This is a genomic window from Flavobacterium daemonense, assembly GCF_007341385.1.
GTDB lineage: Bacteria > Bacteroidota > Bacteroidia > Flavobacteriales > Flavobacteriaceae > Flavobacterium > Flavobacterium daemonense.
In genome coordinates this window covers 102,463-129,147 of the sequence record NZ_VJYD01000009.1, presented here as the reverse complement: position 1 = coordinate 129,147, position 26,685 = coordinate 102,463, and the positions used below count along the sequence as shown (strand labels likewise).

Below are 26,685 nucleotides of genomic sequence, written 5' to 3'. Positions count from 1 at the left end.
GCTTTTATCTTTGTTATTATCCCCGCCATATTTTGATGGGGGTAAAATGAAAAATACGCTTTAGCTTTATAGCGATAAATGATTGTGGAACAAAAAAGACCAGTAATGGTCTTTTTTTAATGAAAAGGATTGTCAAATGGAGAAAGATGAAGGAAATGAGAGAGGGAGAATGACGGCTGAGAAAACATTAAAAATGCTGAAAGATGAAGGAGTGGAAGTGACGCTTGAACAGGCGGAAATGATTTTGGAATTTTTGAGAAAACTGGCAAACATGGCAGTTTCTAACTATTTAAACACAAAAGATGAAAAGAATAGCAGACCTATACGTGAGAGTGAGTACAGATGAACAGGCAGATCGTGGCTACTCACAAAGAAATCAGGAAGAAATGCTTCGCAAGTATTGCGATATCAATTCTATTGAAATAAGAATTGTAATTTATGAGGATCATTCCGCAAAGACTTTCAACAGACCACAGTGGAAGAAGCTCCTGATGAACTTAAAGAAGATGAAAAACAAATCAGATTTGGTTCTGTTTACCAAATGGGACAGGTTCAGCAGGAATGCGGGAGATGCCTACCAGATGATAAGTATTTTAAGAAAACAGGGAGTTGAGCCACAAGCGATTGAACAGCCACTTGATTTGTCTATTCCTGAGAATAAAATGATGCTTGCTTTTTACCTTGCGGCTCCTGAAGTTGAAAATGACAGGAGAGCCCTAAATACTTTTCATGGCATGAGAAGAGCAAGAAAAGAGGGGAGATACATGGGTTACGCGCCTGTAGGATATATAAATCGCGTAAAGGAAGACGGAACCAAATACATAACATTTGATCAGCCTGAGGCATCGATTTTGAAATGGGCATTTGAAGAGCTTTCCAAAGGGATCTTCAATACTGAACAGGTTTTGCACATGGCAAAGGAAAAAGGGCTTAAAGCAGGCAAAAATCATTTTTGGCGTGCTATCCGCAATCCGCTTTATTGTGGAAAAATAGTCGTGCCTAAATACAAAGACGAAGAACTGCGCTATGTAAGGGGACAGCACGAGGCTTTAATTTCTGAATCATTATTCTATAAAGTGCAGGATATATTGGATGGCAGATCGAAGACTTATCTGCCAAAGGCAATTACTGCCAAACCTTTTCCGTTGAGAGGATTTTTTCTTTGTCCAGACTGCGGAAAAATACTTACAGCCAGCATCTCAAAAGGACGCTACAAGTACTATCCATATTATCATTGCAGTGCAGGTTGCAGATACAGGATAAATTCAGATACAGCCAATGAAATATTTATAAATAATTTGAAGCAGTATATACCTATGCGTGAAATCAAAAATGTGTATACAATTGTTTTGTCAGAATGCTATAAAGAGCAGACTAAAGAAGTTTTTGAAGAAAAAGATCGTATCATGAATCAGATCAAAGATTATGAAAAGAGAATTTCACATGCCAGAGATTTGCTTTCAACACAACAGATTGATGCAGTGGATTACAGGGATATGAAATCTGATTATGGGGATATGGTAAACAGGCTGGAGCTAAAATTGTCAGCAATTGAAACTGACAGCAAAGATATTGAAGGGTTGTTAAAAGCAGGAATCGAAAACCTTCTGAAGCTCAATGAATACTACGATACAGGCAATTGGGCAGATTCACGAGATTTGATAGGTTCGATTTATCCTGAAAATTTCACGATTTCAGAAAATGAGTTTCGAACCACTAGAATAAATGAAGTTGTGTGGCTGATATACTATATTAACAGGCAAATATCCTTAAATAAAAAAGGGACAAAGAAGAATATCTCTTCTTTGTCCCAAGTAGTAGCGGGAACAGGACTCGAACCTGTGACCTTCGGGTTATGAGCCCGACGAGCTGCCTACTGCTCTATCCCGCGATGTTCGGGTGCAAAGATAAGTCGATTTTTTAGAAATCCAACGAAAATATTAAAAAATGTTTTATTTTCTCTATTGAGTTGATATGACTACCTTTGCACCTTAAAATAGTATGCAAATGTCACATAAAGCAGGTTTCGTAAACATTATCGGGAATCCAAATGTTGGAAAATCAACATTGATGAACGCTTTCGTTGGAGAAAGATTATCAATTATTACATCAAAAGCACAAACAACACGTCATAGAATTCTTGGAATTGTAAATGGAGAGGATTTCCAATTGGTTTTGTCGGACACTCCGGGAATCATTAAACCGGCGTACGAAATGCAGGAATCGATGATGAATTTCGTAAAATCGGCTTTTGAAGATGCTGATATTTTAGTTTACATGGTCGAAATAGGCGAGCAGGACTTAAAAGATGAGGATTTCTTTAAGAAAATCATTCATGCTAAAATTCCGGTTTTGCTTCTTCTTAATAAAATCGACAATTCAAATCAGGAACAATTAGAACAGCAAGTTACATTTTGGAAAGAAAAAGTGCCAAATGCTGAAATTTTTCCGATCTCGGCTCTACAGAATTTCAATGTTCCGGAAGTTTTTGGCAGAATTATCGAGTTGCTTCCAGAATCTCCAGCTTATTATCCAAAAGATCAATTAACAGACAAACCAGAACGTTTCTTTGTAAACGAAACCATCCGCGAGAAAATCTTGCTGAATTACAGCAAAGAAATTCCGTATGCAGTTGAAATCGTGACAGAAGAATTTCATGAAGATGAAAATATCATCAGAATCCGTTCTGTAATTATGGTTGAACGTGATACACAAAAAGGAATCATCATTGGACATAAAGGTGCAGCGTTGAAAAAAGTAGGAACCGATGCAAGAGCTGATCTAGAGAAATTCTTCGGAAAACAAATTCACATCGAACTTTACGTAAAAGTGAACAAAAACTGGAGAAGCAACGCTAATATGCTGAAACGATTTGGTTATAATCAGTAATTTTTGTTTAATCGGTTAATCGTTGATTTGTTTAATCGTTAAACGAAAAGTTCTTTTTGAAAATAGGTGCCCTAGCCCAGATAGGAGCGGTATCCTTTTTCTGGCTTCTTTAGCCAGGAAAAGATATAGCGGATAGCTGGATTAGCTCCTGAAAATTACACAAAAAACAATAAAAACTTAGGTACTAAGAAACTTAGCGTCTCAGCAACTTTTTTTAACTACCTTTGCAAAAAATTTAAATAAGGCATTTTGGATTACAAGTGATTAGGTTTTTAGGAAGCTAAGAATCTGAAATCCAAAATCTAATCCCGAAGCCTCGGGACTAAAATTCAATAAAATGAGTAATAACATTGTTGCGATAGTAGGAAGACCTAATGTAGGGAAATCGACCCTTTTTAATAGGCTGATACAAAGAAGAGAAGCTATTGTAGATTCAGTATCTGGGGTTACCCGTGATAGAAACTATGGTAAAAGCGAGTGGAACGGAAAAGAGTTTTCTGTAATTGATACCGGCGGATATGTTCGCGGATCTGATGACGTATTTGAAGGTGAAATCCGTAAACAAGTAGAACTTGCTATCGACGAAGCCGATGTTATTATTTTTGTGGTTGATGTTGAAGAAGGAATTACGCCAATGGATGAAACTGTTGCAAAATTGCTTCGTAAAGTAACAAAACCAGTTTTATTAGCCGTAAATAAGGTGGATAATGCTATGCGTGAGAAAGATGCAGTGGAGTTTTATAACCTTGGTTTAGGTGAATATTACACTTTTGCAAGTATTTCTGGAAGTGGAACAGGAGATTTGTTGGATGCTTTGATTGAAGCTTTTCCAGAAAAACCTGAACCTGAAACTCCAGAAGTTGAATTGCCTCGTTTTGCAGTTGTTGGACGCCCAAATGCTGGAAAATCTAGTTTTATCAACGCCTTGATTGGTAAAGATCGTTATATTGTAACAGATATTGCAGGAACAACTCGTGATGCAATTGATACAAAATTTGACCGTTTTGGTTTCGAATTCAACTTGGTTGATACTGCTGGAATTCGTCGTAAAGCAAAAGTTAAGGAAGATTTAGAATTTTATTCTGTAATGCGTTCTGTAAGAGCAATCGAGCATGCCGATATTTGTATTTTGGTTATTGATGCAACCCGCGGATTTGAAGGCCAGGATCAGAGTATTTTCTGGTTGGCTGAGAAAAACCGTAAAGGCGTTGTAATCTTGGTAAACAAATGGGATTTGGTTGAAAAAGATACCATGTCAACGCGTGATTACGAAGAGAAAATCAAAAAAGAATTAATGCCTTTTACTGATGTGCCAATTTTATTCGTTTCAGCATTAACAAAACAACGTTTGTTGAAAGCATTGGAAGCTACAGTTCAGGTTTTCGAAAACAGAAAACAAAGAATTTCGACTTCAAAATTCAACGAATATATGTTGAAGGTGATTGAAGCATATCCGCCACCAGCGACAAAAGGTAAATACGTAAAAATTAAATATTGTATGCAGTTGCCAACACCAACGCCTCAGTTTGTGTTTTTTGCCAATATGCCGCAATACGTTAAAGAGCCGTATAAACGATATCTTGAAAATAAAATTAGAGAAAATTGGGACTTTGCCGGAGTGCCGATCGATATTTATATCCGAGAAAAATAAAAATGAAATCCCCTGTAAAAAGGGGATTTTTTTGTTTTTAAACAAAATGCGCGCTAATTGTTAAACTTAAAATTAAACCTTTAAGTTGTTTCTGGGTCTTAATAGTTCTAACCAACCCATTATGACCAAGTATTTTTCTTATTTATTATTTTTTCTTTTTTGCGTTGCCGCCAATGCGCAAAATGATATTATTCTCAAAGGAACCGTCGTAGATCTTAACACACAGGTTCCGCTTGAAATGGCGACTGTATATTTTACAACCGTAAAGGATTCTGCTGTAATTGAATATGCAACTACCGACAAAAATGGAGTTTTCAGAATAAATACAAAAAAAATAAATAAGCCTGTTTATTTGAAAGTCAATTATATGGGCTATCAAACTTTGGTTGAAGAACAGAAAGAGCTGATAGAAAGCAAGGATTTTGGAAAGCTTTATTTGGCAGAAAATATAAATGCGCTTGAAAATGTAGTCATTAAAACCGAAGCGCCTCCAGTCGCCATTAAAAAAGATACTTTGGAATTTAATGCCTCGGCGTTTAAAGTGAGGCCAGATGCCAATGTTGAAACTTTATTAAAACAACTGCCTGGTGTTGATGTTGATAATGACGGAAAAGTCACTGTAAATGGGCGAGAAGTAACGCAGTTTTTAGTCAACGGAAAAGCATTTTTTGATAAAGATGGACAGCTTTTATTGAAGAATATGCCAGCTGAAATAATTAAAAAAGTTCAGGTTTCCGATTATAAAACCAAGAAAGAAGAACTTGCCAAGCAGGAATCCAGCTCCGATAATTCATCAATTAATTTCACAATCGACGAAAAGAAAAATAAAGGTTTTTTTGAAAAAGCACTTGCCGGTTACGGTTCTGATAATCGTTATGAAAGCAGTTTGTTGATGAATTTCTTCAATAATAATCAGAAGATTAGTGTTTTGGCTTCGTCAAATAATATTAATTCGACTGGTTTCTCTATGGATGATGTTTTTGACAATATGGGAGGCGGAAGAAATAATAGTGTAAATCAGGCCAGCACGACAACTGGCAAGGGAATTACACAATCTAATTTGGCCGGAATCAATTATTCTGATGACTGGTTTAAAGATTTTACAGCAACAGGAAGTTATAATTTTTCGAACACCATTACAAATAACGACAGCAAAGCAAATCAGCTGAATTTTTTGCCGACGGGAAATATCTTGACCGCTTCTGATTCTAAAACCAAAAATGAGAATACAGGAAATAAAGCCAATTTTGAATTTGAATACAAACTAGATCCAAGCACCCGAATTGTTTTTACTCCAAAATTTAATCAAACAAGAGTTGATAGCGATTCGTCTTCTTCAAGTTCTTCTGAAGATGAAAATAATCAGCCCTTAAACGAAAGTACGGCGGTTTCTCATCGAGAAAATACGACGACCAATTTTGCAAATACACTTAATTTCAACAAAGCTTTTGCGAAAAAGAACCGTAATTTGAGTTTTGTTTTTGATAACAATAATACTGATGCAATTACAGATGGAGTCAATGTTTCGGAAACTATTTTTTATCAGGACAACAAACCAAATGATGAGCGAAATCAAAAAACGAGAAATGATAACGTGAACGATGCTTATTCGCTAGATATTGAATATACGGAACCAATTACAGATTCATTGCGCATTCGATTTGGTTCTGATTTTGATTGGCAGAAAGAAATAAAAGATCAAAAAACATTTGATTTTGATGCTAGTTCTCAGTCATATTCTCAGATAAATGAATCGTTGACAACTTATACGACTTCAAAGCAAAATTCGATTAGTCCGAAGTTTGGAATTACGCTTCAAAAAAATAAATTCACGGTAAATTTAGACACAAAAACTTCGATTATTGATTATGACAATCACGGTTTTTATTTAGGAAAATCAACCGATTTGAATCAGAAATATGCGTTGCCTTATGCTACTGCACAGTTTCGTTACAAGTTTAGCCGTTCAAAGAATTTTACATTTAAATACGACTATTCAAATACGCTCCCGGCTTCGAGTTTTTTACTGCCAATTGCTAATTTGAGTAACCCGCTGAATACCATTATTGGAAATCCAAATTTGGATCCAATTGAAAAAAACAGTATCAATTTCAGTTTCAGAAATTTTGATTTCCGTACGCGTTCAGGTTATAGTCTTTATGCACGAGGAGACTATTATGCGAATGATATTTATTCGACTTCATTTTATGACGATAGTGGAAAAAGAACTACAACGTATCTGAATTTGTCTGATACTTATACTTTTTCTGTCGGAGGAAACTGGAATCAGTCGGTTAAAAGAGATGCGCACACGCTTCGTTACGGTTTACAGTTAAACGGAACTTACAATTTTGATAAAGGCTACACAAATGGAGTTTTGTATAATGCAAAAGGTACTGCCGTAACGCCAAAAATCTATTTGGCATATGAATATGGCGAATTGCTGGTTATTGCGCCATCATATAGTTTGACGTATAATGAGACGAAATATGAGAATTATACCCGCGATGCAACCTCAAATGTTGTACACCGAATCAATTTGCAGACAACAAGTTACTGGCCTGCTAAGTTGATTTTTGGAAATGATTTTGGATATACATACAATTCGAATATTTCAAGCGATTTCAAAAAAGATTTCTACTTATGGAATACGAGTTTGTCATACGGATTTTTAGATAAAAAACTGTACGCAAAAGTGAAAGTATATGATGTTTTAAATCAGAATCAAAGTGCTGTAAGAACAATTTCAGCAACTTCAATCCGCGATGAAGAAAACACCGTTTTAAAAAGATATATCATGTTTTCATTGGCCTACAAAATCGGGAATTTTGCAGGAAATGAAAAAGGTAAGAGAAGAGGCCGAGAAAGAGAGGAGTAGGTTTTGTCTTTCTTTAGAGACGTATGAAAGTGCGTCTCTTTAAGGCTTTTTTTTGAAGGTTCAAAGGAGCTGAGGATCAAAGGAACAAAGGTTTTAAAATTGTGAAAAAAGGGGTAAATCAAACTTCTATTTTGATTTTACTCCTTTAAACTTTGGACCTTTGACCCTCTGTCCCTTTGCACCTTTTTTCAAAACTTCCTATCAATTCGATGATAAACTGTAAAACGAATAATATCGCGATCATAAAAATCGATACCGCTGGCGCGTCTTTGAAAGTTTTTTATGTAACCAAGTTCTAAACCTAAATTGGGATTAAAGTGATAACGGAGCGCGACGTAAAATCGGTTTTGATCAAAAGTATTTAGTTTGTTGTCTTTTCCAAAATTGAACATTACTTCATCTGAAATTGTACCTTTTAAGCTTCTCCCATCTTTTTTCCAAAGATCAAAAGTCGACTGTAATCGGTAACGGAATCGGAGTGCAAATGAGAAAGTGTCTAGTAATTCTGTTCGTGAAGCTTTTTCGATAAAGCGTTCTTCAAGCTGAAAACGATTGTGAAAAGTGATTTTTGCAATGTCATTAATCAACGTAATATCTTGCTGGATTCGATATTCTGGAACAGAAAAATTTGGATCAATGTCTGGGTTTTGTGTATTTACGCTGAAAAAAGCCAAACCACCTCCTAATTCGACAAGCTTGCTGGCACGAAAACGAACCTGAGATCTTAGTACAAAAAGATTTTCGTGAACTGGATTGAGAAAAAAACGATTATCAAATTCAGAATGAAGTGCCCATTTTTCGCTTAAAGGCAAAATGTTGTAATAACGAATCCAGCTTAAAGTCTGCTGATCAGTTTTTTTTACATTTTGTGCCGATAAAAGCGGACTTACTAATCCGAATAAAACCAATAATTTGAGAAATTTCATTTAATCTCTATACATTCAGGCTGCGAATATATATAAATCAGAATTGATTTAGAGCAGATTAAAATTTGGTTTCAGTACTATTTTGTGATTTCAGAAAATAAAAAAACGAGACAAATTTTATAAACTTGCCTCGTTTTAATGATTTTAAACTAACTAACTTAACCGCTTACAGAGAATATTTTAGAGTAACTCCGTAAGTTCTTTGATCACCAAGAACACCAGCATATTGTCCTGCATTACCTCCAGCAGGCAATAATTGCTCGTAATAATCTTTATTCAACAAGTTGCGTCCCCAAAAGTGAACAGATAAACCTTGCGAAGCGCGGAAACCTAAACGTGCATTAAAAATAGCATAACCTGGTACAACTAAATATTTTGAAGCCGAAGGGCTTGATGAAAATTCAGAACGTGCGTATGAATCAACAGCTACAAATATTTTCCCTTTGTTTCCAAAGAATGTTGCATTGTCAGAAAGCTCACCGCCCAATGATCCTGCCCATCTTGAAGCTCCAGGTAATTCAGTTCCTGAAACATCTTTGAAAGCTACAGGAGCGCCAGTTTCTTCTAATGGAAGCGGAGCATTTGTAAATTTCACATATTTTCCATCTGTATAAGTTGCGGCAGCATTTACAGTTAAATGTGTGCTGAAAACAAAGCTCGCATCTAATTCGGCACCTCTTACGCGTACTTTGTCAGCATTTGCAAGATAACCACGGTTTACACCTAATTCAGCAGCTTGAACGTTTGTTTGAAAATCTTTAATATCTGTGTTGAAGAACGTCAAGTTGAAAATCGAATTTTTGAATGGAGAAGTTTTTACTCCAATTTCATAATGATTAACTTTTTCTGGTTTAATTACCGCAAGATCAAGCATAGGATTGCCTTTTGCATCTGTTGGAAGGCCAGCAACGTTTACACCAACTGGTTTGTAGCTTTTAGCGTATGTTGCATAAGCATTGATTTTGTCTGTAACTTTATAGGTCAATGTCAAGTTTCCTGAAAAATCGGTATTGTCTGTACTTGAATCAAAAGCCTGATCAGAGTAAACTGATTTTTTCAAAGCAATCAATGCTGGATCATTAGTTTGCAAACCTCCGTAAGTTGTACGTGCATAATGAGCATCTTTTTTATCGAAGTTATATCTTAAACCAGGCAAAACGTGAAAGCGTTCTGTAACCGCCCAATCAATTTGTCCAAATACTGCAGCACTTGATGATCTAATGTTTGCATCGGTTTTGATTCCATATCCTTCAAAAAGTCCCGGAGTTTTCCATAATGGGCTCGTTGTACTTTGAGAGAATCTCCATTGTGCATTTCCAGATTCTTCTGTACCATCAGTTTGTGAAGTTTGATCAATAAAAAACACTCCAGCAACACCGCTCACTTTTGAAGAAAGCTGACCCGCATAACGAACCTCTTGCGTTACCTGCGTTTGTCTTGTTGGGTTTTGTGATTTAGCCAATACTTGAAGTCCTGTAAAGTCCCTGTCATTTGATGGATCCCAGTTCCAGAATCTCCAAGCTGTTGTTGAAGTCAAAGTTCCTGGGCCAATTTTCGTATCAATATTAAGCGAAATACCTCCCATATCTTGATTTGAACGCCAAGGTGTATCTTGATCAATTTTACGGTCAAAAGCATTTAAACTTGGCAATTGATAATTTAAATCTTTGATGATTGCATCAAACTGACGGTAAGCAGCTCTTTGAGTAGGAGCAACACCAGCCACAACCTGTGCATATCCGTCAGGACGTTGTGTTGTGATATCAGCAGCCAAAATAATATTTGTATTTACAGAAGGCGTCCAAAGTAATTGTCCTCTAATCCCTTGATTGTTCAAAGTATTTGTTGGTCTTCCTGTCGCAATATTATCAATCAAACCATCTCTTTGAGTTCCTGAAAACGAAATTCTTCCGGCAACTTTTTTGCCCAAAGCCCCAGTAACCGATGCTTTAGCTTGTAAAAAGTTGTAATTTCCATAGCTTACTTCAAAATCTGCTCCTGTAGAAAAACTCGGTTTTCTAGTAGTAATATTGAAAGCGCCCGAAGTAGTGTTTTTTCCAAATAAAGAACCTTGTGGTCCGCGCAAAACTTCAATTTGTTCAACATCAATAAAGTCCAAAGTAGTTGCAGCCGGACGAGCGTAATAAACACCGTCAACATAAAAACCAACTCCAGGATCGATTCCGTCATTTGTCAATCCGAATGGAGAACCCAAACTACGAATGTTGATTCCCGTATTTCTTGGATTTGAAGAATAAAGTTGTAGCGATGGAACAAGTTCTTTAATGCGGTTAACGTTGAAAGCTCCTGTTTGTTCAGCCTGCTTTCCTGTAATTACAGAAATAGCAATTGGCACATCTTGTACTTTTTCGATTCTGCGTCGAGAAGAAACCACCACTTCAACAAGTTCATTTTCTTCTTTTAAAATGACTTGCAAAGGCGTTGCAGGTAAATCATCGATCTCGATTTCAGTTGTTTTATATCCAACATACTGAACTAAAAGTGTTACCGGAAGTTTTCCTTTTGTATCGATAGTAAATTTTCCGGTAGCGTCTGTAATTGTATTTGTAGTTGTTCCTTTAATAACAACATTTGCGGCTTCTAATGGAGTATTTTCTGTTGTTTTAACGAAACCTTCTATGTTTTGTCCAAATGAGATTGAAACAGTTAAAACGGCTAATATTGTAAGTATATTTTTAATCGAATTTTTCATTTTTATATTAAGTATATATGATTAGTAGAGTTTATAATAAAATTTTTTTTATCAACACATACACATCATACAGGAAATGCTTTTTGCAGTTTTGAACTGACTATTTGAGTTTGTTTGCCAAAGACTTGTTGTTACGCCTAATAAACCGAAATCTACTTTCATGAGTTAAATATTTGTAATGGTTTGTTAATTATTTTTTGGCAAATATATAATTAATTCTATCGATTTACTAGACTTTAGAAAATATTTTTTTATTTTTTTACTAATGAAGCAATTGTGATGCCTTCCATAGCCTTCAAAGTTTTATCTCTAATTAGCATTAAACCGTGACGCAGACTGCATTCAGACTCGGTTTTACAATCAGAGCAAGGCTCGTAAAAATTTAAAGAAGCGCATGGCAAAAGTGCAATTGCACCGTCAAATAATCGGTGAATTTCTGCCAAAGTGATGTCATTTTTTGATTTTATCAGATAATATCCACCAAATTTTCCTTGCTTGCTGCTTACAAAACGTCCTCGTTTTAGATCTAAAAGAATCTGTTCTAAAAACTTTTTAGGTATGTTGGCTCCATCAGCAATTTCTATAGTTCTAGAAATGTGATTTTCATCTTGTTCAGCTAAATAAAGTAAGGCCTTAAGGGCGTATTTTGCTTTATGTGATAACATCTATTAATAAATTGTAAAGTGTAAATGTATGATTTTTTAAGATTGAAACCTAGACTTTGAAACGTGAAACAAAGAAAACTTCAAACAAAAATTCTTACCAGCCTCCACTAGAACCTCCTCCTGAGAATCCGCCGCCACCGAAACCACCGCCGAAGCCACCTCCAGATGATCCGCCGCCGAAACCTCCAAATCCGCCTCCGCTGCTTCTGCCAAGACTGCTTAACAGAATGATATCCATAAGGCTAGGGCCTCCACCATTATTCCCAGAATTTCCTCCGCCACCTCTTTTATTGCGAGAAAGCAAGATTAGTATGATTACAATAATAACGATAAATGGCAATATCGGGAAATCTTTTTGTTTGGATTGTTTGCGTTCTCCTTTGAATTTTCCTTTAAAAACATCAATTATAGCATCTGTACCTTTATCAAGGCCATTGTAAAAACTTCCCGCCTTAAATTCAGGGACAATTATATTTCTAATTATAGTACCGCCAATTCCTGCTGTCAAACGATCTTCGAGTCCGTAACCAGGATTTATGGCGATTTTTTTCTCGTCTTTTGCTAGTAGAATAATAACACCGTTATCATCTTTTGCGGTTCCTCCAATTCCCCATTTTTGCCCCCAATTTGTCGCTAATTGACTCACATCTTCTCCTTTCAGGCTTTCAATTGTTATGACAACAATCTGAGTGGTAGTTGAATCTGAGTAGCGAATAAGTTTCTCTTCAAGCTGTGCTTTTTCAGTCGGGCTTAAAAGATTGGCATAATCATAAACAGAAGTTTGTTCACTTGGAATTTCGGGAATTGTAAATTGCGCAAAAATAGTATTGCAGATAAAAAACGCGATAAATAAAAAAGTAAACTGAAAAATTCTATTGGAATTTGAGATTTTAAGATTGGAATTTTTCATTATTTATCCTTTTGAGATTTCGTTAGATAATTCATTAGTATCGTCTTCAGACCACGGAAAGTATTTTTTTAATTGCTCTCCAGCATTCAAAATACCTTCGACAATACCTTTTTTAAAGTTTCCAGCCTTAAATTGTTCGACCATTTTGTCTTTGGTACTATCCCAAAAATCATCAGATACGACATCGTTTATTCCTTTGTCTCCGCAAATAGCAAAATTTTTATCGGCTACGGCAAAGTAAAATAAAACGCCATTTTGTTGCTGGGTTTCATTCATTCGCAATTCATGAAAAACTTCTAAAGCCCTGTCAAAAGGAACTTTAGAAGTTGTTTGTTCTATATGTACTCTAATTTCGCCAGAAGTATTATTTTCGGCCACGCGAATAGCTTCAACAATTTCTTGTTCTTCTTCTTTGGATAAAAAATCTTCTACTTGTGACATGGGAATGATTTTAGAGTTTAGATTGTAGATTTTAGAATTTTACTTCAACAGGTTTGTCTGCTCCAGTAGAGGCCTCGAAATATGGTTTTTCCTTATAGTCCAAGAACCATTTGTTTGGAATCGAAAGAACGTAACCATTGTAATCTTGTACAGCTTCGTTGAAACGAGTTCTAGCTGTTAAAATTTGATTTTCTGTACTTGCTAATTCATCTTGTAATTTCAAGAAATTCTCATTTGCCTTCAAAGTTGGATATTGTTCAACAGAAACCAATAATCTTGACAATGATGAACTTACGCCACTTTGAGCCTGGTTGAATTCTTTTAATTGCTCTGGAGTCACATTACTTGGATCAATTGTTACTGAAGTAGCTTTTGCACGAGCTTCAATAACTGCCGTTAAAGTCGATTTTTCAAAATCAGCTGCACCTTTCACAGTGTTTACTAAATTTCCAATAAGATCATTACGTCTTTGATAAGCTGTTTGAACATTTCCCCATTCTTTATTAACTGCTTGACTTTTTTGCAAACCAGTATTTTTTATTCCAATTGACCAAAAAGCAATGATCGCAATTAGTGCAATAATAATTCCTACGGGGATTAACCATTTTTTCATATCTGTTTTGATTTAAGTTTATTTCTATTTTTAATTACAATTCGTTTTTGATGTCGTTCAACTGTATTTTAATGGACTCTAATTTACGTATTATTTCGAATTTATCTAATGTTTTCTTTTGACCCTCTTTTAAGTGTGTTTTAGCTCCTTCTAGCGTAAAACCTCTTTCTTTGACTAAATGATAAATCAATTGTAAGTTGGTAACATCTTCGGGCGTAAACATTCTGTTGCCTTTGGCGTTCTTTTTTGGTTTGAGGATATCAAATTCACTGTCCCAAAATCGTATCAAGGATGCATTGACATTAAAAGCTTTGGCGACTTCGCCAATACTGTAATATCTTTTATCTTTTGAAAGCTCAATGTGCATGTTTTTGTATTTCTAATTTATTTCAAAAATAACACTTTTTATAGTATTAATCTAATGACTGATTTTCTTGGTTGGCCATATGCGAAATTGCAACGTATTCGACAGCCGAAATATTTCCGTAATAAAAGTTCAGCGGATTTACGACTTTTCCGTCTTTATGAACTTCATAATGGCAATGTGGTCCTTCAGATCTTCCCGTGCTTCCCACATAACCAATAATATCGCCTCTTTTTACTTTTTGTCCCGGCCTGCAATTGTATTTGCTCAAATGCGCATACAAACTCTCGTAGCCAAAACCATGCCTGATCACCACATGATTTCCATATCCAGAAGCAGTATTGTCGGCTCTTTCAATTACTCCGTCGCCGGTTGCATATACGGGAGAGCCAGTATTGGCAGTAAAATCCATTCCGTTGTGCATTTTTCGCACTTTCGTGAAAGGGTCGATTCTGTATCCAAAACCCGAAGCGACGCGTTTTAAATTTTCATTTTGAACAGGCTGAATTGCCGGAATCGCCAGCAATAAATTGCCTTTTGTACTCGCTAATTTCAAAATTTCATCTAATGATTTGGATTGAATAGCTAATTCTTTCGAAAGTTTATCAATTCGTTTTGTCGTATTTAGTACTAATTGTGAATTGTTGTAGCCTTCTAATTTTTTATATCTGTTCGGATCTCTGAAACCTTCTTTTCTGATTGAATCCGGAATTTCGGCTTTATTAAAATAAATGCGATAAATATTATTGTCTCTTTCCTCTAAAGCTTCGGCAACATCATCAATTTCATCCATTTTTTTGTTTAAAATGGCGTATTGAAGCTTTAGGTTTTCAATTTCACGTGTCTGCAAACGATCTTTTGGAGTTTTAAAATAAGGAGTATTAATTAGAAGCACCAAAATTAAAAAGCCAAATAAAGCTGAAGCCAGCAAAAACAGCAAGGCGTAGCCAATTTTGATTCTTTTTCTGGTTTTTATTTTTGTATAAGCCAGATTTTCTGAGTCGTAATAATATTTTACTTTCGCCATATTTTAAAATACGCTATTTTTGCAGCTTGTAAAATAAGTTAGTCGAACAAAATTACTAAATGTTTCAGCTGTCCGACGCTTTTTTTCAAGAATAAAGCAATTAGATAATGTGTCAATTTGATAATTAGATAATGTATTAAAAACGGAATTTGTTGTTTTAAATTTTACCGTTTTTAATTAAAAATCTAATGGTCAGATTTTCAGATTGATGAATTATCTAATTAACATATTTTCAAATTATCACATTATCAAATTGACACATTTTCTAATTTAAATATGAAATCACAAGACGTACGTAAACAATTTTTAGATTTTTTTGAGAGCAAAGGGCATACAATCGTTCCTTCGGCTCCTATTGTGCTTAAAGACGACCCAACCTTAATGTTCAACAACTCGGGAATGGCCCAGTTTAAAGAATTTTTCTTAGGAAACGGAACGCCAAAAAGCCCAAGAATCGCCGATACGCAAAAATGTCTTCGTGTTTCAGGAAAACATAACGATCTTGAAGAAGTGGGTATTGATACGTATCACCACACTATGTTTGAAATGTTAGGAAACTGGTCCTTTGGTGATTACTTCAAAAAAGAAGCAATCAACTGGGCTTGGGAATTATTGACAGAAGTTTATAAAATTCCGAAAGACAAACTTTATGTTTCTGTTTTTGAAGGAAGCAAAGAAGATAATGTTCCGTTTGATCAAGAAGCTTGGGATATCTGGAAAACTTTAATTGACGAAGACCGAATTATCCTTGGAAACAAAAAAGACAATTTCTGGGAAATGGGTGATCAAGGACCATGCGGACCTTGTTCTGAAATTCACGTTGATTTACGTTCTGAGGAAGAAAAAGCGCTTGTATCTGGAAAAAGCTTGGTAAACAATGACCATCCGCAAGTAGTTGAAATCTGGAATAACGTATTTATGGAATTCAACCGTAAAGCTGATGGTTCGTTAGAAAAACTTCCTGCACAACACGTTGATACTGGAATGGGATTTGAGCGTTTGTGTATGGCATTACAAGGAAAAACATCAAACTATGATACTGATGTTTTCATGCCTTTGATTAGAGAAATCGAAACAATTACAGGTGCAAAATATACCGTTAAAGCGTCAAACGAAGCTGAAGAAAAAGTAAATATTGCTATTCGCGTTGTGGCAGATCACGTTCGTGCTGTAGCTTTTGCTATTGCCGATGGACAATTGCCATCTAATACTGGGGCTGGATATGTAATTCGTAGAATTTTGCGTCGTGCAATTCGTTACGGATTTACTTTCTTAGGAATTAAAGAACCGTTTATTTATAAATTGGTTGAAACTTTGAGCGAGCAAATGGGCGATTCTTTCCCAGAGATCAGATCTCAAAAAGCACTTTGCTCAAATGTTATCCGTGAAGAAGAAAGTTCTTTCCTAAGAACGCTAGATCAAGGATTGATTCTTTTAGATGCTGTAATTTTAAACAATACAGGAGATACAATCGATGGTAAAAAAGCATTTGAATTGTATGATACTTATGGTTTTCCAATCGATTTAACGGCTTTGATTCTTTCTGAAAAAGGATTGAAATTAGATGAAGCTGGGTTCCAAGAACAATTGCAATTGCAAAAAGAAAGATCTCGTGCCGCATCAAAAGTTACTGCTGGAGACTGGAACGTCATTGTTGAAGATGATATTCAGGAATTTGTTGGTTATGACAGATTAGCACATCAAGTAAAAATCACTAAATACCGTAGAGTTGACAGTGTAAAAGACGGCGAAATCTACCAATTGGTTTTCAATGCAACTCCATTTTACGGAGAAAGCGGAGGACAAACGGGTGACAAAGGATATTTAGAATCTCAAAACGGAGATATTACCTATATCATCGATACTAAAAAAGAAAACAATCAGACGATTCATTTAACACAATCGTTGCCAGAAAATATTACAGCAACTTTTAATGCAGTTGTTGATGCAACTCAAAGAGCCAAAACGTCGTCAAACCACACGGCTACGCACTTGTTGCACCAAGGTTTACGCAAGATTTTAGGAACACATATCGAGCAAAAAGGTTCGATGGTAAGAAACGCTTCATTGCGTTTTGACTTTTCTCATTTTTCTAAAGTTACCGATGAGGAATTAGAAGAAGTAGAAAACTTTGTAAATGCGAGAATTCGTGAGAGTTTGCCTTTAATTGAAAAAAGAGCAATCCCAAAAGAGCAAGCACTTGAAGAGGGCGCAATAGCTTTATTTGGTGAGAAATATGGTGATTTGGTTCGTATGATTAAATTCGGTGATTCTGTTGAGTTATGCGGAGGAACACACGTTCCAAATACATCTGATATCTGGCATTTCAAAATTGTTTCAGAAGGTGCAGTTGCGTCAGGAATAAGAAGAATTGAGGCGATCACAAGTGAAGCAGCAAAAGAGTATTTTGAGTCTCAAGCTGTTGCTTTAAACGAAATTAAAGAAGCGCTGAAAAATGCTCAAGATCCTGTAAAATCAATCTTAGCATTGCAAGATGAAAATGCACAGTTGAAAAAGCAATTAGAAGCTTTATTAAAAGATAAAGCGAAAAACATGAAAGCTGATTTGGCTAAAGAGTTGCAAGAAATCAATGGAGTTCAGTTTTTAGCAAAACAAGTAGATTTAAATCCGGAAGGCGCAAAAGATTTGGCTTACGAATTAGGTAATTCGTATCACAACTTATTTGTAGTTTTCGCTACAGCTCATGAAGGAAAACCAATGTTGACTTGTTATATTTCTAAAGAAATTGTTGCAGAGAAAAACCTAAATGCAGGACAAGTGGTTCGCGAATTAGGAAAATACATCCAAGGTGGAGGAGGAGGTCAGCCTTTCTTCGCAACTGCAGGGGGTAAAAATGTTGACGGAATTGCTGAGGCGCTTGCTAAAGCGGTGGATTTCGTTAAATAAAGATGCTAAGATGCTAAGGGACTAAGGTTCTAAGTTTTTTATAAAAGTAAACCCGACAGGTTTTTAAAACCTGTCGGGTTTTGTGTTTAATAGCGTCCAGCTTTAGCTGGATGATGAAATGGTGAATAAAAGGGCTTTAGCCAAACGATTACGTTTGGCTAAAGCCCTTCAACTTTAATTTATCACCCATCCAGCTAAAGTTGGACGCTATTCAAAAAAACTTAGTCCCTTAGTATCTTAGCATCTCAGAACCTTTAGAAAAACTATTTTCTTTCCCCAATTTGCTGGCGCCACATTGCGTAATACAATCCTTTCTCGACGATCAAATCTTCGTGTTTTCCTTGCTCGATGATTTTACCTTGTTCCAAAACAAAAATTCTATCAGCGTGCATAACAGTTGATAAACGGTGTGCGATTAAAACCGTAATTCTGTTTTTATCTGAAATATTTCTAATCGTAGCGTTAATTTCTTCTTCGGTAATCGAATCTAAAGCAGAAGTTGCTTCGTCAAAAATCAATAAATTCGGATTTCTTAAAATCGCTCTGGCAATAGACAAACGTTGTTTTTCTCCACCTGAAACTTTAATTCCGCCTTCACCAATTGTGGTGTTCAAGCCATCTTCGGCACGTCTTAAAAGTTTATCGCAGCTTGCACGTTTAAGGGCGTCATATAATTCTTCATCGGTTGCATTTGGCTTCACGAATAATAAGTTTTCACGAATAGTTCCTGAGAATAATTGAGCATCTTGAGTAACAAATCCTAATTGTTTTCTTAAATCCAATAAGTCAATTTCTGTAGAATCAATATCGTTGTATAAAACCTGACCTTCGGCCGGTGTATATAAACCAACAAGCAATTTTACTAAAGTGGTTTTTCCTGAACCCGACGGCCCTACAAATGCAACGGTCTGTCCTTGTTTGATTTCGAAATTAATGTTTTCAACCGCTTTAAATTTGGCTGTTTTATGTTTGAAACTCACATTCGAAAATAATAACGACTGAATTGCACCAACATGTTTTGGCGTTTTTGGGCGGAATTCTTTAGGAGCATTCAATAAAACTCTAAAGTTTTCCATCGAAACTTTGGTTTCATTAATTGCAATAATAAAGTTTCCGAGTTCTTGTAAAGGTCCAAAAATGAAGAAAGTGAAGAATACCATTGTCAATAAATCACCAACAATAATTTTTCCTCCAAACAAGAAATAATACAGCGTAAAAACAACGCAAGTTCTTAAAAAGTGAACTGTTGTTCCTTGAATAAAACTCAAACTTCTTATAAAGCGGATTTTCTCTAACTCTAATTGTAGAATTTTAAAAGTGTTTAAATTCAAACGCTTTTCTTCTTGGTACGTTAATCCAAGACTTTTTACCAATTCAATATTTCGTAAACTTTCTGTTGTAGAACCCGCTAAGGCATTGGTTTGGTTCACGATTTTTTTAGAAACGACTTTGATTTTTTTGCCTAGATACGAACTTACCAAAGCAATAATTGGCGCCGTAATTAAAAAGATAATCGAAATACGATAATCAATTCGGGCAACGTACACAATTACAAATATGAACCCGATGATGGTTTGAAAAATCAGCGAGATCGAAAGCGTAATCAATTTCTCAGAATCAGAACGAACTTTAGTCAGTTTGCTCAAAGTTTCACCGCTTCGTTGGTCTTCAAATTCGGCATAAGGAAGATCTAAAGATTTTTTGATTCCGTCCGTGTACATTTGAGCACCGGTTCTCTGGATGACAACATTCGTAAAGTAATCCTGAAAGTTTTTGGTAATTCTGGAAATCATCGCAGCGCCAAGCGAAAGCCCAAGCCAGAATGATAATGATTTTATAAAACCGGTCGCGTTTCCTGCATATTTATGTAGTCCAACACCGCAATCCTGCATTAATTTACCGGTAATAATTGAGTCTGATAAACTGAAACAAATGTTTATAGAAGCCATAATCAAAGCAAAAAACAAAAGCATTTTGTGTTTGATTATATAAGAATATAATAATTTCATATGATTTTTTAGAAAAGTGGAAGATGCAAAAGTAAGGAATTGTTTGGGTTTGTGGTGTTGATTTTTGTTATTAAAAATGTAATTCTTTTAATAGTTGTTTAATTCGTGTGAAGTCGAATGATTTGTTATAACAACAAGATCCACGTTCTTTTTGTCATTTCGACGTAAGGAGAAATCACACAAGAAATTCCACTTGCAAAATCGCCAATCTTTGTAGAGCTTCTCGTGTGATTTCTCCTTACGTCGAAATGACAAAAGTGAGCAAAAGTGTCACGACTTTGCATGATTTTCTTTTTATAAATTCTATCAAAAGAGTGGTCAGTAATCTTTAACTTTGTTTCAAACTCTAAATTATGCAATTCAGAACTCAAATTCCAATTTCAAAAAGTAATAATCCAATCGATTATAATTCGAAAATACTTTCTATTGGTTCTTGTTTTGCTGAAAATATGGCGGAGAAATTTGATTATTTTAAATTTCAGAATGAAACAAATCCGTTTGGGATTATTTTTAATCCAGTTTCGATTGAGAAATTATTTCGAAGAGTTTGTGAGTTGGATTTTTATCAGGAAAAAGACGTTTTCTTTCATAACGAGCGTTGGCATTCCTATGAAGTGCATTCTGATTTAAGTAATTCCGACCGACAAGAATTGCTTGAAACTTTAAATAAAGCAATTACAGAAACCAATAAACAATTAAAAGAAGCTTCGCATATTATCATCACATACGGAACTTCTTGGATTTACAGAAATCTGGAAAGTGAAGAAATTGTAGCGAATTGTCATAAAGTGCCTCAAAAACAATTCTCAAAAGAATTATTGTCGACTGAAGTCATCCAGAAAAACATTCAAAATACGATCGATTTAATTCAGACATTAAATCCAAACATAAATTTCATTTTCACCGTTTCGCCAGTTCGCCACATAAAAGACGGATTTATCGAAAATCAATTAAGCAAATCACATTTATTCACGTCTCTGCATCAGATTTTAAAAATTCACAATTCACAATTTACAATTCACAATTATTTTCCTTCGTACGAAATCATGATGGACGAACTTCGCGATTATCGTTTTTATGCCGAAGATATGCTGCATCCAAATCAAATCGCGATTGACTATATCTGGAAGCTTTTTAGTGAAAATTATATTTCACAAGAAAGTATTTTAATAATGCAGGAAGTAGATGAAATCCAGAAAAGTTTGCGTCATAGAAGCTTCAATCCAGAGTCAGAACAACATCAGAAATTCTTAGCAAATCTTCAAAAGAAAATAAATCTTTTAGGTGAAAAGCTTCCACAAATCAAATTCTAAAATTTTTCTTTGCGCCTTTGCGTCTTTGCGAGATTGTTTCTAAGCTATTAAAACAGACTTTTTTTAATCTCGCAAAGACGCAAAAGCGCAAAGTTTTATTCATTCTTTCGTTAAAGTAAAAACCAAAAACTAACCCTTTTACAGTGAAATTTTAGAATAATTGCGGATAATTATGTAAATTGTTAAGGTTTAAAATTTACAATTTTGTAAACTGTGTAATTACAGCCTTATAAAAACGCAACTTTAATCTAATCGTGTTTTGCTGACGTATGAATAAGAAATCAATTCATTTTCTAAAAAAAACACTTCGTGTACTTCTTTGGTGCGTGATTTCTGTAGTTGCACTTTTGTTGCTTTTGATTGTTTTGATTCAGGTGCCGTCCGTGCAGAATTTTGCTAAGGACAAAGCGATTTCCTATCTCCATAATAAAATAAAAACAAAGGTTTCTTTAGATCATATTTCCATTAAGTTTCCGAAAGATGTAGTCTTGGAAGGTTTCTATTTTGAAGATCAAAAAAAAGATACTTTGTTGGCCGGCAAACGATTAGAACTCGACGTTGACCTTTTTAAATTAGCCAGCAGCGAACTCGAAATCAATTCGGTTTCATTTGAAAATGTAAAAGCGAATATTTCTCGCGACAAAAATGGCGTTTTCAATTTTGATTATATCATAAAAGCATTCGAATCAAAAGAACCTGAAAAACCAAAAGATCCAAATGCTAAGCCATTTAAAATTTCAGTCGTAAAAGTCAATTTAGATAATGTCAAATTCAATTTTAAAGACGATTTTTCTAAAAATGATATTCGCGTAAAACTGACTCATTTTGATACGAAATTCAAAGAATTTGATTTGGATAAAATGAATTTTGATATTCCGAATATCGATCTTGATGGATTGAAATTGGTTTTAAATCAAGATGTTGTAGAGAAAATCGCCGAAGTTTCAGTGAAAACAGTTGATACGATTTCCAAACGACCAGATTTCAATTTAAAGCTCGGAAAAATCAGGTTGTCAAAAATTGATATTGCTTATGATAATAAAGATTCAAAATTAGATTCGGGCATAAAACTGGGAAATCTTGACTTATCGGTAAACAAAATTGATATGAACAATCAGTTTTTGGATTTTGATACTTTCGAATTAAAAGATTTAAAAGGAAACTTAAGATTAGGCGCAAAAGACAAACAAATCGACGCTCCAAATTTAGATACAACTGCAATAAAACAATCGGGCTGGAAACTAAAATTAAATAAAACCAATTTAGAAAATATAGCGTTCAAGTTTGATAATATGGAATCAAAACCCGTTTCAAAAGGTTTAGATTACAGTCATTTGGACTTGAGTAATTTTAATTTTCAAGCAGAGAAATTGTATTATGCAAATGACACGATTTCGGGAAATATTAATTCTCTCACAGTTGCAGAAAAAAGCGGTTTAAATATTCAGGCTTTAAAAACAGATTTCTTCTACGGACCGAAAAATGCCTATTTGAACAATTTATATTTAAAAACACCGCAAACGTTTCTTCAAGATAAAATTAAAGTAGAATATAAATCGCTCAAAGCTCTTCAAAAAGATCTTGCAAACCTTTCGATTGAAGCTAATGTGAAGAATTCTAAAATTGGTTTCAAAGACATTTTACTGTTTGCACCAGATTTACGAAATACAAATCCGTTTAAAAGTAATCCAAATGCCATTTTATCTGTAAACAGCCATGTGAACGGCAAAGTCGGTGATTTGAATATTCCGTTATTTGAAATGAGCGGAATTGGGGCTACAAAAGTTTCCCTTTCGGGGAAAATAAAAGGTTTGCCTGATGCTCAAAAAGCTTATTACGATTTGAATATCAAAAAACTCTCTAGTACTTCAAAAGATATTTATTCGTTTGTGCCAAAGGGAACAATTCCGACCAATATTCAAATTCCGCAACAGCTGAGTTTACAAGGAAAATTTAAAGGTTCGGTTCAGAATTTCAAGACAAATCTGGCCTTGAATAGCAGTTTCGGAAATGCAAAAGTCGATGCATTATTTGATCAGCGCATCAAAAAAAGGGAGAAATATGATGCGACGGTTTATTTGTTAGATTTTAATGTTGGCCGATTAATCAAAAACGATTCGATCGGAAAAATTACGCTTAAAGCGAAAGTCAAAGGAACTGGTTTAGATCCAAAAACAGCTAATGCTGTAGTGGACGGATTGGTTCAAAAAGCGGTTTTCAATAAATATACCTATAAAGATTTGGCTTTAAAAGGAAATATTGAAAATGGATCTTTTGCCCTAAAATCGGGAATGAAAGATCCAAATTTGAATTTTGATTTGGTTGCAAGCGGTAATACAAAAGAAAAATATCCGACTGTAAAATTAAAATTGAACCTTGATATCGCCGATTTAGAAAAACTGAATCTTCACGCCGGACCAATGAAACTTCGAGGAAATGTTGATGCTGATATTGCAAACAGCAATCCCGATTTTTTGAACGGAAAAGTGTTTCTTTCAAACATTCAGATTTTGCAAGACAAAGAACCAATCGTTTTGGATTCGGTTCGCGTAATCGCTTTTTCAGATAACACCCGAAATAATATCAAAGTTTCCTCGCAGTTTTTAAAAGCAGAAGTTGACGGAAAATACAAATTGACGACACTGGCATCGGCAGTAAAAAAATCATTGTCGAAATATATTGATTTGAAAAATCCGAAAGCAAATGGGGAATCTGACGAACAAAGATTGGCTTTTACTTTAACGGTTGATAACGATCCAATATTATTCAAACTGATTCCGAAACTTACAGATTTAGAGCCGATTAAAATTACAGGAAAATACAATAATGTTGCCGATTCATTGGAAATAAAAGGAACAATTCCGAGAATTGTTTATGCCGGAAATACTATTTCTGACGGAAAAATCAACATTGAAACCAAAGAAAATACGTTAGAATATGCAGTTTCGGTTGCGACAATTGAAAGCGGTTCATTAAAAATTCCGTATACCAGTCTATCAGGTAAAGTAGAAAATAATATCCTAGATTATGCACTTGAAATAAAAGATGCAAAAGACAAACAACAATATTTTATTGGCGGTCAATTTAAGGCCGAAGATTCTAAAAATATCTTCAAAATTGATGCGGAAAACTTTGTTTTAAATTACGACAAATGGAAAATTGATCCAGAAAATGCAATTGAACTTGGAAAAAATCAGCTTTACATCAACAAGTTTTTCCTTGCGAATGACGGAAATGAATTGAAAATTCAATCGCAGGGAACACAAGTTAATGCGCCAATTCAGGTTGATTTTGTGAACTTCAAAATTGAAACCATCATGAACATTGTCAAAAAAGACAAATTACTCATGCAAGGTTTGATCAATGGAAATGCTGTGGTTGAAAATGTAATGACAAAACCCACTTTTACATCTGATTTAAAAATTGACGATTTTACTTTTAAAGGAGATAAAGTTGGCGATTTAGAAGTAAAAGTTGATAATAAAACGGCGAATATTCTAAATGCAAACGTACAGTTGAGCGATGAAGGAAACGACTTAAACTTGACGGGAGATTATGTAATTGATGCTGGAACTTTTGACTTTGATTTGGCAATAAATAAACTGAATATCAAGAGTATTCAGGGTTTCAGCATGGATAATATTTCTGAAGGAACAGGTTATTTATCGGGAAAATTTAAAATTCAAGGAACGACTGATGCGCCTAAAATTAATGGAGAACTTAATTTTAATGACGCTGCTTTTAGGGTAACACAATTGAACTCATATTTTAAAACGGATCAAGAGAAAATCACTTTTAATGACGGCGTCATCACTTTTGATAAGTTTACGCTTCATGATGAAAATGATAACGAATTATCGGTTGACGGAACCATTCAGTCGCCAGATTTCAAGAAATATAATTTTGGTTTAACGATTACTGCTGATGATTTTAGAGCGATCCATTCTAAAGCTCCAGACAATGATTTGTTTTATGGAGATTTATTTTTGGATACCAAATTAAACGTAAAAGGAACGCTTGAAAATCCTGTAATTGGCGGAAATATTAAAGTCAATAAAGAAACAAAATTCACGGTTGTTTTGCCACAATCAGATCCTTCGATTGCTGATAGAGAAGGAATTGTAGAATTTGTAGATGAAGACAATCAATATTTGAGAGAAACCGCTGCAATGGAGAAAAAGCTGAATCAGTCGGAATTGATTGGAATGGATGTCAGCGTTGAGATTACGATTGACAAAGAAGCAGAACTTACTTTGATTATTGACAAAGGAAATGGAGATTATCTGAATTTGAAAGGCGAGGCGCAGTTGACCGGCGGAATTGATCCTTCGGGAAAAACAACTTTAACGGGTAAATATGAATTTTCAGATGGTGCATATGAGATGAATTTCAATATGATTCGAAGAAAATTCAATATTCAGAAAGGAAGTTCGATTACTTGGAACGGCGAACCAACAATGGCAAGTTTGGATATCACGGCAATTTACAAAGTAAGCACTGCGCCAATTGATTTGCTTGGAAATCAGCTAGGTGATAAAACACAGACCGAAAAAAATACATTCAAACAAAAAATACCTTTTGAGACACACTTAAAAATGAATGGTGAATTATTGAAGCCAGAAATCACTTTTGATATTGTCCTTCCGGAAGGGAATTATGGGGTTTCTGCCGATGTTGTAGATATGTCGCGTGCCAAACTGGAGCAGTTGCGCCAAGAACCAGCGGAGATGAACAAACAAGTTTTTGCCCTTTTATTATTGAATCGATTTATTGGCGAAAATCCGTTTGCGAGCGAAAGTGGCGGTACAAGTGCAGAATCTTTGGCGCGACAAAGTGTTAGCAAGATTCTTTCGCAGCAATTAAATGATTTCGCAGGCGAATTGATAAGTGGCGTTCAATTGGAATTTGATTTAGAATCGACGGAAGATTACACGACAGGAACGATGGAAAACAGAACCGATTTGAATGTTGGCGTTTCTAAAAAACTCCTGGATGACCGATTGAAAGTGACCGTAGGAAGCAGTTTTGCAGTCGAAGGACAAGAACGCGCCAATGAGCAAAGTACTAATATTGCCGGCGACGTTGCTTTAGATTATCAATTGACAAAAGACGGGCGTTATATGTTGCGTGCGTATCGAAAAAACGAATATCAGGTGGCGGTTGAAGGTCAAGTTATTGAGACCGGAGTTGCTTTTATAATTACGATGAGCTACAATAAATTCCGTGAGCTTTTTCATCGTACCGCTGCAGAAAAAGAAATGATTAAAGAAGAAAAACTGCGTAAAGAACGACAAAAACAAAAGGATAAAGAAGAGAAAGAAAAAGAGAAAAAGGAAGAAGATAATCAAATTAAAGGTAGCGAAATAAAAACATAAGAAT

At 35.0% G+C, this 26,685-nt stretch carries 17 protein-coding genes and 1 tRNA gene; 8 read left to right on the top strand and 10 right to left on the bottom strand.

Translation table 11 applies throughout. The features are described 5' to 3' along the window. Positions 1-136: 136 nt before the first annotated feature. Positions 137-346 carry a hypothetical protein gene (locus FND99_RS20185; RefSeq protein WP_162615554.1) on the top strand — a complete coding sequence of 70 codons (210 nt, stop codon included), beginning with the start codon at positions 137-139 and terminating at the stop codon, positions 344-346. Continuing rightward, on the top strand, positions 303-1,859 hold the full coding sequence (locus tag FND99_RS13115; RefSeq protein ID WP_170245704.1) for a recombinase family protein: 1,557 nt from the start codon (positions 303-305) through the stop codon (positions 1,857-1,859). Before FND99_RS20185 ends, FND99_RS13115 begins: the two co-directional genes overlap by 44 nt. Here FND99_RS13115 and FND99_RS13110 read toward each other — a convergent pair. Then, positions 1,819-1,891: transfer RNA gene (locus tag FND99_RS13110), tRNA-Met, on the bottom strand. The genes FND99_RS13115 and FND99_RS13110 overlap by 41 nt on opposite strands. A 116-nt stretch (positions 1,892-2,007) precedes the next feature. Between FND99_RS13110 and era the strand changes: the two genes are divergently transcribed. From era to FND99_RS13095, 3 genes are all read left to right on the top strand, one after another. Further along, positions 2,008-2,889, top strand: coding sequence for a GTPase Era (gene era, locus FND99_RS13105; RefSeq protein ID WP_144338403.1), 882 nt, complete (start codon positions 2,008-2,010; stop codon positions 2,887-2,889). A gap of 337 nt (positions 2,890-3,226) precedes the next feature. Then, positions 3,227-4,540, top strand: a complete 1,314-nt coding sequence (gene der, locus FND99_RS13100) for a ribosome biogenesis GTPase Der (protein ID WP_144338402.1) — start codon at positions 3,227-3,229, stop codon at positions 4,538-4,540. Between the two features lie 121 nt (positions 4,541-4,661). Next, complete coding sequence (locus FND99_RS13095) at positions 4,662-7,418, top strand: outer membrane beta-barrel protein (protein WP_144338401.1); 2,757 nt, start codon at positions 4,662-4,664, stop codon at positions 7,416-7,418. A gap of 188 nt (positions 7,419-7,606) precedes the next feature. Here the strand turns inward: FND99_RS13095 and FND99_RS13090 are convergent, their stop codons facing one another. From FND99_RS13090 to FND99_RS13055, 8 genes are all read right to left on the bottom strand, one after another. After that, positions 7,607-8,344 carry a DUF2490 domain-containing protein gene (locus FND99_RS13090; protein ID WP_144338400.1) on the bottom strand — a complete coding sequence of 246 codons (738 nt, stop codon included), beginning with the start codon at positions 8,342-8,344 and terminating at the stop codon, positions 7,607-7,609. Positions 8,345-8,510: 166 nt separating this feature from the next. After that, positions 8,511-11,057, bottom strand: a complete 2,547-nt coding sequence (locus tag FND99_RS13085; RefSeq protein WP_144338399.1) for a TonB-dependent receptor — start codon at positions 11,055-11,057, stop codon at positions 8,511-8,513. Between the two features lie 251 nt (positions 11,058-11,308). Beyond that, positions 11,309-11,722 (bottom strand): RrF2 family transcriptional regulator, encoded by a 414-nt coding sequence (locus tag FND99_RS13080; protein WP_026730483.1) that lies wholly within the window; start codon positions 11,720-11,722, stop codon positions 11,309-11,311. Between the two features lie 94 nt (positions 11,723-11,816). Then, a complete protein-coding gene (locus FND99_RS13075) occupies positions 11,817-12,632 on the bottom strand; it encodes a TPM domain-containing protein (RefSeq protein ID WP_144338398.1) in 816 nt (271 codons plus the stop codon). Positions 12,633-12,635: 3 nt separating this feature from the next. Further along, positions 12,636-13,073, bottom strand: a complete 438-nt coding sequence (locus FND99_RS13070; RefSeq protein ID WP_144338397.1) for a TPM domain-containing protein — start codon at positions 13,071-13,073, stop codon at positions 12,636-12,638. A gap of 31 nt (positions 13,074-13,104) precedes the next feature. Continuing rightward, complete coding sequence (locus tag FND99_RS13065; protein WP_144338396.1) at positions 13,105-13,686, bottom strand: LemA family protein; 582 nt, start codon at positions 13,684-13,686, stop codon at positions 13,105-13,107. A 34-nt stretch (positions 13,687-13,720) separates the two neighbouring features. Beyond that, complete coding sequence (locus FND99_RS13060) at positions 13,721-14,053, bottom strand: MerR family transcriptional regulator (protein ID WP_144338395.1); 333 nt, start codon at positions 14,051-14,053, stop codon at positions 13,721-13,723. Positions 14,054-14,099: 46 nt separating this feature from the next. After that, positions 14,100-15,077, bottom strand: a complete 978-nt coding sequence (locus tag FND99_RS13055; RefSeq protein ID WP_144338394.1) for a peptidoglycan DD-metalloendopeptidase family protein — start codon at positions 15,075-15,077, stop codon at positions 14,100-14,102. A gap of 276 nt (positions 15,078-15,353) precedes the next feature. Between FND99_RS13055 and alaS the strand changes: the two genes are divergently transcribed. Beyond that, entirely contained in the window at positions 15,354-17,984 is a 2,631-nt protein-coding gene (gene alaS / locus FND99_RS13050; protein ID WP_144338393.1) for an alanine--tRNA ligase, read from the top strand. A gap of 263 nt (positions 17,985-18,247) precedes the next feature. Here the strand turns inward: alaS and FND99_RS13045 are convergent, their stop codons facing one another. Next, positions 18,248-19,993 carry an ABC transporter ATP-binding protein gene (locus FND99_RS13045; protein WP_144338392.1) on the bottom strand — a complete coding sequence of 582 codons (1,746 nt, stop codon included), beginning with the start codon at positions 19,991-19,993 and terminating at the stop codon, positions 18,248-18,250. A 353-nt stretch (positions 19,994-20,346) separates the two neighbouring features. Here FND99_RS13045 and FND99_RS13040 point away from each other — a divergent pair, with 353 nt between their 5' ends. Continuing rightward, on the top strand, positions 20,347-21,306 hold the full coding sequence (locus FND99_RS13040) for a GSCFA domain-containing protein (protein WP_144338391.1): 960 nt from the start codon (positions 20,347-20,349) through the stop codon (positions 21,304-21,306). Positions 21,307-21,575: 269 nt separating this feature from the next. Next, the gene (locus FND99_RS13035) at positions 21,576-26,681 is read left to right on the top strand and encodes a translocation/assembly module TamB domain-containing protein (RefSeq protein WP_144338390.1); all 5,106 of its coding nucleotides are present in this window, start codon (positions 21,576-21,578) and stop codon (positions 26,679-26,681) included. Positions 26,682-26,685: the final 4 nt, after the last annotated feature.

Bases quoted from the DNA above. Each gene is read 5' to 3' on its own strand.
- FND99_RS20185 (WP_162615554.1), top strand. From the start codon at position 137: ATGGAGAAAGATGAAGGAAATGAGAGAGGGAGAATGACGGCTGAGAAA.
- FND99_RS13115 (WP_170245704.1), top strand. From the start codon at position 303: ATGAAAAGAATAGCAGACCTATACGTGAGAGTGAGTACAGATGAACAG.
- era (WP_144338403.1), top strand. From the start codon at position 2,008: ATGTCACATAAAGCAGGTTTCGTAAACATTATCGGGAATCCAAATGTT.
- der (WP_144338402.1), top strand. From the start codon at position 3,227: ATGAGTAATAACATTGTTGCGATAGTAGGAAGACCTAATGTAGGGAAA.
- FND99_RS13095 (WP_144338401.1), top strand. From the start codon at position 4,662: ATGACCAAGTATTTTTCTTATTTATTATTTTTTCTTTTTTGCGTTGCC.
- FND99_RS13090 (WP_144338400.1), bottom strand. From the start codon at position 8,344: ATGAAATTTCTCAAATTATTGGTTTTATTCGGATTAGTAAGTCCGCTT.
- FND99_RS13085 (WP_144338399.1), bottom strand. From the start codon at position 11,057: ATGAAAAATTCGATTAAAAATATACTTACAATATTAGCCGTTTTAACT.
- FND99_RS13080 (WP_026730483.1), bottom strand. From the start codon at position 11,722: ATGTTATCACATAAAGCAAAATACGCCCTTAAGGCCTTACTTTATTTA.
- FND99_RS13075 (WP_144338398.1), bottom strand. From the start codon at position 12,632: ATGAAAAATTCCAATCTTAAAATCTCAAATTCCAATAGAATTTTTCAG.
- FND99_RS13070 (WP_144338397.1), bottom strand. From the start codon at position 13,073: ATGTCACAAGTAGAAGATTTTTTATCCAAAGAAGAAGAACAAGAAATT.
- FND99_RS13065 (WP_144338396.1), bottom strand. From the start codon at position 13,686: ATGAAAAAATGGTTAATCCCCGTAGGAATTATTATTGCACTAATTGCG.
- FND99_RS13060 (WP_144338395.1), bottom strand. From the start codon at position 14,053: ATGCACATTGAGCTTTCAAAAGATAAAAGATATTACAGTATTGGCGAA.
- FND99_RS13055 (WP_144338394.1), bottom strand. From the start codon at position 15,077: ATGGCGAAAGTAAAATATTATTACGACTCAGAAAATCTGGCTTATACA.
- alaS (WP_144338393.1), top strand. From the start codon at position 15,354: ATGAAATCACAAGACGTACGTAAACAATTTTTAGATTTTTTTGAGAGC.
- FND99_RS13045 (WP_144338392.1), bottom strand. From the start codon at position 19,993: ATGAAATTATTATATTCTTATATAATCAAACACAAAATGCTTTTGTTT.
- FND99_RS13040 (WP_144338391.1), top strand. From the start codon at position 20,347: ATGCAATTCAGAACTCAAATTCCAATTTCAAAAAGTAATAATCCAATC.
- FND99_RS13035 (WP_144338390.1), top strand. From the start codon at position 21,576: ATGAATAAGAAATCAATTCATTTTCTAAAAAAAACACTTCGTGTACTT.